Source organism: Edaphovirga cremea (genome assembly GCF_003332275.1).
GTDB lineage: Bacteria > Pseudomonadota > Gammaproteobacteria > Enterobacterales > Enterobacteriaceae > Edaphovirga > Edaphovirga cremea.
This window is the reverse complement of the sequence record NZ_QOVA01000002.1, coordinates 45,175-57,660: the sequence shown is the minus strand read 5'-3', so window position 1 is coordinate 57,660 and position 12,486 is coordinate 45,175. Positions and strand designations below refer to the sequence as shown.

Annotated in this window: 10 protein-coding genes and 3 tRNA genes; 1 reads left to right on the top strand and 12 read right to left on the bottom strand. The window is 52.5% G+C overall.

The window, feature by feature from the left end:
• Position 1: 1 nt before the first annotated feature.
• From hflK to nnr, 8 genes are all read right to left on the bottom strand, one after another.
• Positions 2–1,264 carry an FtsH protease activity modulator HflK gene (gene hflK, locus DRI82_RS03180; RefSeq protein ID WP_114192065.1) on the bottom strand — a complete coding sequence of 421 codons (1,263 nt, stop codon included), beginning with the start codon at positions 1,262–1,264 and terminating at the stop codon, positions 2–4.
• A gap of 58 nt (positions 1,265–1,322) precedes the next feature.
• Positions 1,323–2,603, bottom strand: coding sequence for a ribosome rescue GTPase HflX (hflX, locus tag DRI82_RS03175; RefSeq protein ID WP_114192064.1), 1,281 nt, complete (start codon positions 2,601–2,603; stop codon positions 1,323–1,325).
• A gap of 98 nt (positions 2,604–2,701) precedes the next feature.
• A complete protein-coding gene (gene hfq / locus DRI82_RS03170; RefSeq protein WP_114192063.1) occupies positions 2,702–3,013 on the bottom strand; it encodes an RNA chaperone Hfq in 312 nt (103 codons plus the stop codon).
• Positions 3,014–3,127: 114 nt separating this feature from the next.
• On the bottom strand, positions 3,128–4,069 hold the full coding sequence (gene miaA / locus DRI82_RS03165) for a tRNA (adenosine(37)-N6)-dimethylallyltransferase MiaA (protein WP_114192400.1): 942 nt from the start codon (positions 4,067–4,069) through the stop codon (positions 3,128–3,130).
• On the bottom strand, positions 4,062–6,002 hold the full coding sequence (mutL, locus tag DRI82_RS03160; RefSeq protein WP_114192062.1) for a DNA mismatch repair endonuclease MutL: 1,941 nt from the start codon (positions 6,000–6,002) through the stop codon (positions 4,062–4,064). Before mutL ends, miaA begins: the two co-directional genes overlap by 8 nt.
• Positions 6,003–6,021: 19 nt before the next feature.
• Positions 6,022–7,827 (bottom strand): N-acetylmuramoyl-L-alanine amidase AmiB, encoded by a 1,806-nt coding sequence (gene amiB, locus DRI82_RS03155; RefSeq protein WP_170138663.1) that lies wholly within the window; start codon positions 7,825–7,827, stop codon positions 6,022–6,024.
• A 16-nt stretch (positions 7,828–7,843) separates the two neighbouring features.
• A complete protein-coding gene (gene tsaE / locus DRI82_RS03150; RefSeq protein ID WP_114192061.1) occupies positions 7,844–8,305 on the bottom strand; it encodes a tRNA (adenosine(37)-N6)-threonylcarbamoyltransferase complex ATPase subunit type 1 TsaE in 462 nt (153 codons plus the stop codon).
• A gap of 13 nt (positions 8,306–8,318) precedes the next feature.
• Positions 8,319–9,830, bottom strand: a complete 1,512-nt coding sequence (gene nnr, locus DRI82_RS03145) for a bifunctional ADP-dependent NAD(P)H-hydrate dehydratase/NAD(P)H-hydrate epimerase (RefSeq protein WP_114192060.1) — start codon at positions 9,828–9,830, stop codon at positions 8,319–8,321.
• On the opposite strand from nnr, the gene queG reads away from it, so the two are divergent.
• Complete coding sequence (gene queG, locus DRI82_RS03140; protein WP_114192059.1) at positions 9,829–10,968, top strand: tRNA epoxyqueuosine(34) reductase QueG; 1,140 nt, start codon at positions 9,829–9,831, stop codon at positions 10,966–10,968. The two genes, nnr and queG, sit on opposite strands and share 2 nt — an antisense overlap.
• A gap of 300 nt (positions 10,969–11,268) precedes the next feature.
• Here the strand turns inward: queG and DRI82_RS03135 are convergent.
• The 4 genes from DRI82_RS03135 to orn all read right to left on the bottom strand — a co-directional run bounded on the left by DRI82_RS03135 (position 11,269) and on the right by orn (position 12,345).
• Positions 11,269–11,344: transfer RNA gene (locus DRI82_RS03135), tRNA-Gly, on the bottom strand.
• A 46-nt stretch (positions 11,345–11,390) separates the two neighbouring features.
• Positions 11,391–11,466, bottom strand: a tRNA-Gly gene (locus tag DRI82_RS03130).
• Between the two features lie 53 nt (positions 11,467–11,519).
• Positions 11,520–11,595, bottom strand: a tRNA-Gly gene (locus DRI82_RS03125).
• Positions 11,596–11,799: 204 nt separating this feature from the next.
• A complete protein-coding gene (orn, locus tag DRI82_RS03120; protein ID WP_114192058.1) occupies positions 11,800–12,345 on the bottom strand; it encodes an oligoribonuclease in 546 nt (181 codons plus the stop codon).
• Between the last annotated feature and the right edge of the window lie 141 nt (positions 12,346–12,486).

Here is a 12,486-nt window from a genome sequence, read left to right as displayed (position 1 = left end):
GTTATTCTCTCCCTACGCGAACGTTATCGTCACGCTGTGCGTTGGCACGGCGCTGGTCCATAATAGTCCCACGTGTATTGCTGGCACTGCCTGGCGTCGCGCTATTGGCCGCAGCCGCAGCGGAGTTGGCAGAATTCAGGCGAATCAGACTGTCCGAATCGTCATTTACTGCATCACCCGCTTTTGCGCCACGGAACATCTGCTCCAGCGGCAACACCATCAGACTATTGCCCTTGTCATTCACCAACACCTTACGGGTATGGCTCAGGACTTTTTCCATTGTTTCGATATACAAACGCTCGCGGGTAATTTCCGGGGCGGCTTTGTATTCCGGCAACAACTTGGCAAAACGCGCTACTTCACCCTCTGCTTCCAGAACGGTACGTGAACGGTACGCTCTGGCGTTTTCAAGCAGACGCTGCGCCTGACCATTTGCCCGAGGTTGAACCTCGTTCGAATAGGCTTCGGCTTCACGGATGTATTGCTGTTCGTTTTCACGTGCGGCAATCGCATCATCAAATGCGGCTTTCACTTCTTCAGGCGGACGTGCGGCCTGGAAGTTGACGTCCAGAAGAGTGATCCCCATGTTATAAGGACGGATCGTCTCTTCAAGTACACGCTGCGTATCACTACGGACGATCGTACGACCTTCGGTCAGGATCTTGTCCATCGTGTATTTACCAATGACACCACGCAAGGCGCTATCGGTAGCCTGACTCAAACTATCGTCGGCATTGGTCACACTGAACAGATACGCCCTTGGATCGGTCACGCGGTACTGCACGTTCATCTCAACGCGTACCACGTTCTCGTCAGAGGTCAGCATTACGCCTGAAGCAGCAAGTTCGCGCACTGATTCGACGTTAACCGGAATCACTGCATCAATGAAGGTAGGTTTCCAGTTCAGACCCGGTTGAACCAGGTGACTAAACTGACCGAAACGCAGTACCACGCCCCGCTCTGCTTCTTTGATGGTATAGAAACCGCTGGCTGCCCAGATCACCACGACAGCAACAGCAGCAATACCGACGATCCGGCCGCTGAAACTACGTTGAGGTCCTGGGATGTTACCGTTCCCGCTGCCTGAGCCTTTCCCGCCGAAACTACTCAGTTTTTTACTGAGTTTGCGGAAAATGTCGTCCAGATCCGGTGGCCCAGGATTACGGCCACCTTTATTATTACCGCCAGAGTCGCCGCCATTATTATTGCTGCTCCCCCACGGGTCGCGGTCCTGTCCGTTATTACCGGGCTGATTCCACGCCATGTTTTAGCTCCATTCTTCTATGATTGGTGTTCTTCAGGCTAAATCTAACAGGCTCTGATCAAACGATAAAGTCGATCAGTTCCGGTTCTTGTTTGCAGAGGCGACGCCAGTCAACGATGGGCATTCGCACCACCAGACCCACACTTCCATCCTCTTCAATCCACTCTTTTTCAATCGCCTGAAGCTGGTAAAAACGGCTGCGAAGACGGCCAGCCTGCGGTGGCAGGCGCAATTCATACTGCGCAATCTCACCGGAAAGACGCTCCGTCAACGCCTGTAACAGCAACGGGATCCCTTCACCAGTGACGGCTGACACCCACACCCTGACCGGTAAATTCTCATCGTTGCGATCAATACGTGGAACAAAATCGTCCAGCATATCAATTTTGTTCATTACTAATAGTGTAGGTATTTCATCGGCTTCGATCTCTGCCAACACCGTGTTCACCGCGTCAATATTCTCCTCGACACGTAAATCGGCAGCATCAATCACATGCAATAGCAAAGCAGCCTGTCGCGTCTCCTGGAGGGTCGCTTTGAATGCGGCCACCAGGTCGTGCGGCAGATGACGAATAAAGCCTACTGTATCCGCCAGAACCGTATCCCCCACGTCAGGCACATTGATGCGGCGTAACGTAGGATCCAGTGTGGCAAATAGCTGATCGGCAGCATAAACTTCCGCCGACGTCATTCGGTTAAACAGGCTGGATTTACCGGCGTTGGTATACCCTACCAGTGAAACAGTGGGAATGTCCGCTTTAGTACGGGAACGACGGCCTTGCTCACGTTGTTTCGACACGCGCTCGAGACGGGAAAGAATCAAACTGATGCGATCGCGTAACAAACGGCGGTCAGTTTCAAGCTGGGTTTCACCCGGCCCACGCAAGCCAATCCCGCCACCCTGGCGTTCAAGGTGCGTCCAGCCACGAACCAATCGTGTGGCTAAATGACGTAGCTGAGCCAACTCGACTTGCAGCTTACCTTCATGGGTACGGGCACGCTGGGCAAAGATGTCGAGAATCAACCCGGTGCGATCGATAACGCGGCACTCGCACAATGCTTCAAGATTTCTCTCTTGGGCAGGCGAAAGCGCATGATCAAACAGGACAACAGATGCGCCACTGGATTTAACAGCATCTGCAATTTCTTCGGCCTTTCCTTCACCAACAAAGTATTTGGGATGCGGGGCTTTGCGGCTACCAGTTACCACTTGCAAAGCGTCCACGCCCGCAGAAGAGACCAGCGATTCAAATTCACTGAGGTCTTCTGTATCTTTGTCGCGCGAGAAATAGATATGAACCAGTACGGCCTGCTCACCGGCTTCATAACGGTCAAACAAGCGTGCAACCTCTCAAACGGATCAATACCGCTAGTTCGGGGGGCATAAGCAGAGTTTCTCTACTTATGAACCCCGTCATGGTTGACTGGCAATGCGCTTTATTCAGCGTCATCGCTATCCTGCTGCGGCTGTTGCTGCGCAGACGGTGTACTACCATGATGATAATTACTGGTGGTGCCAGCGCTCGGATTATTACTATGATGCGACACCGGGCGTGAAGGCACAACGGTAGAGATAGCGTGTTTATACACCATCTGGCTGACCGTGTTTTTCAACAAAATGACAAACTGATCAAAAGACTCAATCTGGCCTTGCAGCTTAATACCATTCACCAAATAAATAGAAACCGGAACACGTTCGCGACGCAATGCGTTCAGGAACGGATCTTGCAAAGATTGCCCCTTAGCCATTCTATCTTTTCCTTATTTGCTTGTTGTTTGTAACTAAGAACCTGACGGCTCTAAAATAAACTACTTAAAAAAAATGCGCGATGAGTACTCATCAATTGTACACAATCACTCAACCTATGCACTAACAACCTGAATTACAGTGTCCAAAGCCTCTCCCGGCTTTTCGGTGTCGAGCCAATTCACCGAGCTCCAGCCACGTAACCAGGTCATTTGGCGCTTGGCCAACTGACGTGTCGCGCAAATACCACGATAAACCATTTCATCGTAACTTATCTCACCAGTGAGATATGACCACATCTGGCGATAACCCACGCAGCGAATGGAAGGCAAATCCGTATGTAAATCACCACGTTTTAACAGCGCCTGAACTTCAGCCTCAAAGCCAGCCGCCAGCATCTGGTGAAACCGTAACTCGATGCGTTGATGCAACAACTCACGATTTTGAGGTGCTATCGCAAACTGATGAACCTGATAAGGCAACGTTTCGCCCGAAATTTTAGTCAGTTCCGATAAAGTTTTACCCGAAATAAAAAAAACTTCCAGTGCTCTGGAGAGTCTCTGGGGATCATTCGGATGAATACGTGCTGCCGAAACTGGATCTATGTCACGTAACTGCTGATGTAACGCCTCCCAACCCTGCTCGGCAGCCTGCTGCTCTATGCGCTCACGCACAGCGGCATCGGCCGAGGGAAGAGGTGATAAACCTTCCAGTAACGCTTTGAAATATAACATCGTACCGCCAACAAGCAGCGGAATTTTTCCTTGCGCCGTGATCGCGGCCATCTCTTTTAGTGCATCTGCACGAAAGTCAGCGGCGGAATAGGCATCTGAAGGATCACGGATATCAATTAAACGGTGGGGAGCCTGGGATAATTCAGCAAATGTCGGCTTGGCGGTGCCGATATCCATACCCCGATAAATCAGCGCAGAGTCAACGCTTATCAGTTCCACGGGCAAACGCTGGCGAAGTGCCATTGCAAGGGCCGTTTTCCCAGAGGCTGTTGGCCCCATGATAAAAATCGCCGCGGGTGCGGTCTTGTCTGTTGTCTCAGTCATCATTCAAAGCTGCAATAGCAGCATGTAACTCAATAGGTTGCAGCAAGCCCGATGGCGGTGAACTCACCAGATGCGGGCAAAGCCGCTCAACATCGGTCAATAATTGTATGGCCTGCGAACTGTTCCATATTTGATGCTCGCTGCCCAGATGCCGTGCCAACCATGTTGCCACACTTTCCACCTGAATTGTCTGATGCAAGCTCAGATAGCCTAACAGTTCCGGTATCAGTTTTTGTAAATTTTGTTGGCGTAATGGTAAAGGTACCGCACTCAGGGTGGTTCGGCCCTGCTCGGTCACCAGTGTAATCCCTAAGCTTCCCAATAGGGACTGATGACGTGCCAGTGCGGCAGTTTCAGATTTTTCCAGTGTCAGTTTTACCGGGATCAGCAATGGTTGTGGGCGTAAACCCTCTGCTGGGGGAATAAGTTGGCTCTGTTTCAACCAGCGTTCCGCCACGGGCAGTGACAGCAGACAAATCTGATCCTCACGTTCGAGCAGTGCATAGCTGGGTGGATAAACGGTCAGAACACGCCCAAAACTGTGGCTGTGCCCTTTTAGCGCATCGGAGCGCACAGGTTTGGCGGACGGCGCTGATTCTTCTTTCGCCGGGCTGACCATCCGTTCTTCAACCACGGCGGGTTGTAACAGTTTCCGATACAACTCACCCTGTGGCCGGGTATAGGCTGGCGAATCTGCCGGACCACGGCCACCAGGAAAGGGCTCACGCGCCTGGCGACGTTGACCCGCTGCTGCGGAGGCACTGATGTTGTCACGTGCTTTGTCATGGGCATCACCGCGCCCAGTTTCACGCGATGCCCCAGAAGGCTGGGAAAACTGATTGCCGCCCGCGGCCTGCCGATTTTCAGGCTGCCAGCGCGGTGCCGGTTCCTGAATTTCGCCTGTCGCCTCATCCACCAGCGGCAGTGCAGGCGATCCGGCCTGCTGCAAAACAGTCATTACCGCCTGATAAATAAAGTCATGCACCAGACGGGCTTCATGGAAGCGGACTTCATGCTTGGCGGGATGGACATTGACATCGACCTGATGCGGGTCGATCTCCAGATAGAGCACGTAAGCGGGCAGTTGCTCGTCTTTCAGTTGATCCTGATATGCCTGACGGATCGCATGATTGATGAGACGATCTTTCATCATCCGACTGTTAACGTAGCAATACTGCATTTCGGCCAGCGCACGCGACCCGGCAGGATCGGCAACCCAACCCCGGATCGTTAAATCCCCATGTTGCCAGGAAACGGCCAATGCATGCTGTAGGAACGCAGGTCCACAGATTGATCCCAAACGGCGCTCATGCTGCGACGGATCACCGGCAGCACGGTACTGACGCATTAATTTGCCGTTATGGCTGAGATTAATCGCCACATCAAAACGCGCCAATGCAATGCGCCGCACGACTTCGTCGATATGACCAAACTCGGTTTTTTCGGTACGCATGAATTTGCGGCGTGCAGGCGTGTTGTAAAACAGATCGAGCACTTCAAGCGTTGTGCCAACGGGGTGGGCGGCAGGTTTGACGGTGACGGCCATATCGCGCCCTTCAGCATACGCCTGCCAGGCCTCTGGTTGTTCGGCGGTGCGGGATGTCAGGGTCAGGCGAGATACAGAGCTGATACTCGCCAGTGCTTCGCCACGAAACCCCAGGCTAACAATGGCCTCGAGATCGTCCAGCGTACTGATCTTGCTGGTCGCATGGCGGGCCAGAGCGAGCGCCAGCTCATTTTTACCGATACCGCAGCCATTGTCGCGGATGCGAATCAGTTTTGCGCCACCTCGGTCGATATCAATATCGATCCGCGTGGCTCCGGCATCCAGGCTATTTTCCACCAGTTCTTTCACTACTGAAGCCGGTCTTTCGACCACTTCACCAGCGGCGATCTGATTCGCTAACTGTGGCGGTAACACCTGAATGGGCATGGCGACTCCTGTATACCGGTTACTGCGTAATGGTTAGCGTCTGGCCGAGCGGGACGTTATCCGACTTTAATTTATTGATGCGTCTGATCTCACTCATACTGACACCGTAGTTCGCGGCGATAGCCGATAATGTATCCCCACGTTTAACAGTATGCCTGATCGGTTTTTTCACTGCCGTTGATGCTACCGCTGTTGATACAGTTGTGCCGGATGCCGGTATTTTCAACCGCTGTCCCACCCATACGCCGTCTTTTTTCAGTTTATTCAGATCGCGGATGGCCGTCATCGTGGTGCCATACTGCTGGGCGATGCCTGATAATGTTTCCGCACCCTTCACTGTATGAACTGTCCCCGTATGGACTGTCGCCTTGCCGCTGGCTGATGAGCGCGCAGTGGAGGACGTATTCATGATAGGTCCCGGTTGCGAGAGGCCGCCAGACAATGAGCTGGAATCAACCACCGTTGATGCCATAAGCGGACGGTTTTCGACCTTTGGGTCGGATTGTAACGGATGCGTCAGGAAATAACTGCGCAGCCCATTGTAAATGGACGTCGCAATTTTATCCTGATATGCGTTGCTGCCGAGCAGTCGCTCCTCCGTACTGTTACTGATGAAGCCGGTTTCCACCAGCAACGAGGGGATATCTGGCGAGCGTAATACGCCCAGACTGGCATGCTCAGGCCGACGCTTGTGCAGTGATCCGACGCGTTGCATTTCACGCAGCACCTTCACCGCCACATCATATCCAACCCGTTGGGAGTGACCGAACTGCAAATCGAGAACAGCCTGGCTGAGATATTTATCCGCCGAACTGTTAGCCAGCAGATCACCCGCGCCACCCAGTAATTCGGACTGTTTCTCATGCTGCTCCAGCCAGTTACCCATTTCGCTGTTGGCACGACGGTTTGACAGAACCCAAACCGATGCGCCATTGGCACTGCGGTTTGGCGCGGCATCCGCATGAATGGACACCAGCACGTTCGCGCCCTGTTTACGGGCAACATCTGACCGGCCCATAACAGAAATGAAATAGTCTCCAGTCCGGGTTAAAACGGGCTTGAACATGGGATCGCTATTCATTTTGTCTTGCAGCTTGCGCGCAATGGCGATCGTGACATTTTTCTCTTTCAGGCCGTCCTGCCCGATGGCACCGGGATCCTGTCCACCGTGACCGGCGTCGATCGCCACAACGATACGATCGCCCGATGATGATGACGCACTGGTACGCAGGGTGCTATTAGCACTGCTTGCTACATTGCTGGTAACCGTACTGGTCACAGCCGTCGTTTTATCGTTATTGAAAGGATTGCTCACACTGGAACTGGCTGCCGCAGTGCGGCGCGCAGGCGTGGTGGCTTTGGTGGCAGGTGCAGCCTGTTTGGCTACCGTATTCGAACTCAGGGTAAACACTACCGTCGATAGACTGCCATTTTTCTGCGTTGTCGCGCGGGTTTTCGCACCCTGTGTCAACTCCAGAACCAAACGGATGCTTTGCGCATCTTGCGCTGTACTGGAGCGGATGCGACGCAGCAGATTTTGGCCATTGAAGTCAAGGGGAAGTCCGGAAATAACCCCGGTCTGGCGGATATCTATCACAACCCGTTCAGGGTTGTGCAACGGGAAAAATGCGTAGACTGGCGCGCCGTCAAAACTGAGATTTACTGTCGATTTCGTCGCACCGTTGGTGACCTGAATATCTTTAAGATTGGCGGCGACAGCCTGTCCAGTCACGATCAGTCCGGCAATGAGTGCCAGCACGGAAACCATCCCCGCCGCGACATTTTTTATCTTTTGCCATCTGCTGATGGAGAAATGTTTCATCATCGCGTGATTATCCTTGTTACGTGGCTACACGATGTAAAAGTTGCATGCCATACTCAGAAAGCGCGTTCAATCTTGCCTGTCGCCCCTCAGAAACGTACGCCAGATGCAATTCAATATCCGGCTGCGGGAGAAATCCTTCGCCCTGCTGCGGCCACTCAACCAGACAGACTGCATCTTGCTGAAAATAATCGCGAATTCCCATGAACTCCAATTCTTCCGGATCGGCCAGACGATAAAGATCAAAGTGATAGACAGCCAATGGCGTCAGCATATAAGGCTCGACCAGCGTATACGTCGGACTTTTAACGTTCCCTTGATGACCCAGCGCCTGCAGAAATCCGCGGCTGAAGGTCGTTTTCCCGGCACCCAACTCCCCCAAGAGATAGATAACGGTGGAACGATCGCATACGCGGGCGAGTTTGGCGCCCAGTTCAACGGTTGCTGCCTCATCTGGCAGAGATAAAACAAGTTCATTCATGCTTTTATATCTGTTATTGCAACTCTGGATTGACACATCTTGTGATTACTGGCAGCAGATCTGTTGCCAGTAATCCGCGGGTTCCCTGTTCGTCAGCGACGATATCCGCCGCAGCGCCGTGTACAACGCAGCCGATACAGGCGGCAGGGTATAACGTAAATTTTTGCGCCAACAACGCGCCAATGATTCCTGACAGCACATCGCCCATTCCACCCGAGGCCATACCCGTATTGCCTACGTCAGCAATGCTCAATTCGCCCTCTTCGCTGGCGATAACCGTACCTGCCCCTTTAAGCACCACCGTGCCGCCGTAGCGCTGCACCAGCTTCCGGGCTGAAAGTAAGCGGTTACTCTCAATGTCTGCCACGGAACAGTTTAACAGACGCGATGCCTCACCGGGATGCGGCGTCAGGACGCGATTCTGACGCTTCTGCTGATTGATTGCCAGCATGTTTAGCGCGTCTGCGTCCCATAAAGCGGGTTTATCGCTGTGTGCAAGCTGCCCGAGGGCATTTTTACCCCATTCACCTTGCCCCAGTCCCGGCCCGATAACGACGACATCCGCCCAGGATTCCCCTTGCGCCAGCGAAGAATCCGTCAGCTCCTGCACCATTAATTCAGGTCTGGCTGTCAGTAACGCGGAAATATTCTGTTTGTGAGTAAGTACTCGCACCATTCCTGCACCACTGCGCAATGCGGCTTCTGCCGCCATTCTGATTGCGCCTGCGTAGCCATGATCGCCCCCCACCACCAGCAATCGCCCATGTTCACCTTTATGCGAGCAGGGGCGTCTCGGTTTCAGCCATTCACTCAATTGAGACGCATCAAGCCGCTCCAGCAGAGGGGTTTGTTTATGCAGCCAGTCATTCAGACCCAAAGATGAATGATGAAGTTCCCCGACACAATCACGCGCCTGCCCAGTAAGCAGTCCCGGTTTCAGCGCCACGAAGCAAAGCGTCACTTCCGCTTTCACTGCCACACCCGGCGTCGTACCTGCCTGCGCATCCAAACCAGAAGGAATATCCAGCGCAATTACCGGGGCGCGATGACGGTTTATGGCCTCGATAAGTGCATCGTAAGGTGTCCGGGGTGCGGAGGCTAAACCGATACCCAGCAACGCGTCCACGATCAGATCAACATTCTCAGGCCAGGCACTGCCAGATGCTGCAATCTGTCCCCCGCTTGCCAGCCAGGCTTGCCGCGCCATTTGGGCTTCGTCAGGCAACGGCCTCTCTCCTTCCACAGCAAGCAGCGTTACCTGCAGGCCAGCGGCGGCAGCTAGTCGAGCCACCACATAACCGTCACCGCCGTTATTGCCATGGCCGCAAAGAATCAGCCAGTGGCGGGTATCGGGCCAGGTGGTACGGGCCAGTTCAAAGGCCGCATGCCCCGCGCGCTCCATCAATTCATACAGTGAGAGACCGGCTTGTTGAGCTGCCGAGCGTTCAGCCTGCCGTACCCAGTCCGCAGAAAAGACAGAGTGTGGTAAACTTACTCTGTTTAGTTTCTTACGTTGGTTTGTCATGACACTCCCCCTCGATCTCAATCAATTAGCCCAACATATCAAGCAATGGGGGCAATCGCTAGGTTTCCAGCACGTAGGGATCTGTGATACCGATCTCTCCACGGAGGAACCAAAACTCCAGGCGTGGCTTGATAAGCAGTACCATGGCGAGATGGAATGGATGGCGCGCCACGGGATGCTGCGCGCCCGCCCCCATGAACTCTTGCCCGGCACATTGCGGGTCATCAGCGTAAGAATGAATTACCTCCCCGCCAAAGCCGCGTTCGCCAGCACGCTGAATAATCCCCAATTGGGTTATGTCAGCCGCTATGCGCTGGGCCGCGACTACCACAAACTCCTGCGCCAACGGCTGAAAAAACTCGGCGATAAAATTCAGGCGTATTGTGGTGAACTGAATTTCCGCCCTTTTGTCGATTCCGCCCCCATCATGGAACGTTCACTTGCAGCTAAAGCGGGCATCGGCTGGGTTGGCAAGCACTCACTAATTCTTAATCGAGACGCAGGTTCCTGGTTTTTTCTTGGGGAGTTGCTCATCGATATTCCTTTACCGGTAGATGCGCCCCAGCAGGAACAGTGTGGGCGATGTGTTGCTTGCATAACAACCTGCCCAACGGGTGCCATTGTTGCCCCTTATACTGTAGATGCGCGACGCTGTATTTCCTATCTGACCATTGAACTTGAAGGCGCTATTCCCGAAGAGTTCAGGCCGCTGATGGGGAATCGCATCTACGGGTGTGATGATTGCCAGCTCATTTGCCCGTGGAACAGATTTTCACAATTAACCGATGAAGAAGATTTCAGCCCGCGTGCAGCACTTCATGCACCACAACTGCTGGATCTGTTTTCTTGGAATGAAGAGAAATTCCTGCGCATCACTGAGGGGTCGGCGATTCGTCGTATTGGTCATTTGCGTTGGTTGCGGAATATTTCGGTCGCGTTGGGTAATGCGCCTTATCAGGCGGAGATTATTCTCGCCCTGCAGCAACGTATCGGTGAGCACCCCATGTTGGATGAACATATTCAATGGGCTATCGATCAGCAGTGGGCAAGACGCAGTGAGAATGGGGTGGAAGTGATGTCTTCACAGAAGAAACGGCTGATTCGAGCTGTTGAAAAAGGATTGTCGAGAGACGCCTGAAAAACGAGTTATCCCCGTTACACTTTTTATCCCCCGTCTGTGCATAAAAATAAAAATGCTTTGTCTATCAACTGCAACAAAAAGAGCAAGTGATCGTCATAACGTTTTAATATAAAAATATTAATAACAAAATCAGCACGTTATTTTTTAACAATAGGAATAGCGCAAAAAGTATACAGGTCAATTAAACAACGAAACCTGTGGATAAGTCTGTTCAAGAAAGTACTACAGCATGTAGGAAAGACACAATATGAACAATCTCTTCAGGGAGAGAAGAGGAATCTGGATGAGTATGAAAATTGGAGCGGGAAACGAGACTCGAACTCGCGACCCCGACCTTGGCAAGGTCGTGCTCTACCAACTGAGCTATTCCCGCATTGAGATGCTTGGTGCACCCTGCTGTAAATACAGCATTTGAATTTTGGAGCGGGAAACGAGACTCGAACTCGCGACCCCGACCTTGGCAAGGTCGTGCTCTACCAACTGAGCTATTCCCGCGTCGCATGGTACTTCTATTTTTCATTGAGCCGCTAAAAGCGACGTTTGAATCTTGGAGCGGGAAACGAGACTCGAACTCGCGACCCCGACCTTGGCAAGGTCGTGCTCTACCAACTGAGCTATTCCCGCCCTGCGCACCAGTACAAAATTCGTATCGGTACGGGGTGCGCATTATACGAGAAATCCTTTCTGCCGCAAGCCCCTGAAAGCAAAAAAAGCGCTTTTTATTTAAGTGTTGATGATAGGTGCCGATAAAAAGAACAACTCGGCGAATTAAGCATCAACTCTCTGAACATGCTGGTGCCCAGGCCGACTGGGGCCAGCAAAAAACGTCTACAACTGAATGAAATGCTCGCGATAATAGGCCAATTCAGCGACCGACTCACGGATGTCATCCAGCGCCTGATGCGTATTCTGTTTCTTGAAACCAGCGAGAATTTCCGGTTTCCAGCGACGAGCCAATTCTTTCAGCGTACTCACATCCAGATAGCGATAGTGGAAATAGGCTTCCAGTTCCGGCATGTATTTAAACAGAAAACGACGATCCTGCCCGACGCTGTTACCGCAAATCGGTGATTTACCTGCAGGTACCCAGTGTTTCAGGAACTCAATGGTTTCGTGCGCCGCCAGAAAATCGTTATACGGGCTGGTTTTTACCCGCGCAACCAATCCACTCTCACCGTGCGTGCGCGTGTTCCACTCATCCATCAAAGCCAGTTGCTCAGCAGATTGATGCACTGCCATCACCGGACCTTCAGCCAGAATATTCAGATTAGCATCCGTCACCAGAGTCGCTATCTCAATAATGCGATCGCACTCAGGATCCAGACCTGTCATCTCCAGGTCTATCCAAATCAGGTTATTTTCGTCGCCAGCCATAATATTTCCTGCTTGCCGACCGGCGCAGTGAACAGAGCGGTGACCTTGCTCTTGACGCTGTTTACCGGTTTGTTAACGGGGAGTGTAACTAACAGTCCACTCAGGAACGGTTAATTAGTATAAAATAGCGTGTATCATAGT

What these genes read in the sequence shown, in the direction of transcription:
- amiB (WP_170138663.1), bottom strand. Translation starts at nt 7,827, where the DNA reads ATGATGAAACATTTCTCCATCAGCAGATGGCAAAAGATAAAAAATGTC.
- orn (WP_114192058.1), bottom strand. Translation starts at nt 12,345, where the DNA reads ATGGCTGGCGACGAAAATAACCTGATTTGGATAGACCTGGAGATGACA.
- nnr (WP_114192060.1), bottom strand. Translation starts at nt 9,830, where the DNA reads ATGACAAACCAACGTAAGAAACTAAACAGAGTAAGTTTACCACACTCT.
- tsaE (WP_114192061.1), bottom strand. Translation starts at nt 8,305, where the DNA reads ATGAATGAACTTGTTTTATCTCTGCCAGATGAGGCAGCAACCGTTGAA.
- mutL (WP_114192062.1), bottom strand. Translation starts at nt 6,002, where the DNA reads ATGCCCATTCAGGTGTTACCGCCACAGTTAGCGAATCAGATCGCCGCT.
- hfq (WP_114192063.1), bottom strand. Translation starts at nt 3,013, where the DNA reads ATGGCTAAGGGGCAATCTTTGCAAGATCCGTTCCTGAACGCATTGCGT.
- hflK (WP_114192065.1), bottom strand. Translation starts at nt 1,264, where the DNA reads ATGGCGTGGAATCAGCCCGGTAATAACGGACAGGACCGCGACCCGTGG.
- miaA (WP_114192400.1), bottom strand. Translation starts at nt 4,069, where the DNA reads ATGACTGAGACAACAGACAAGACCGCACCCGCGGCGATTTTTATCATG.
- queG (WP_114192059.1), top strand. Translation starts at nt 9,829, where the DNA reads ATGACACTCCCCCTCGATCTCAATCAATTAGCCCAACATATCAAGCAA.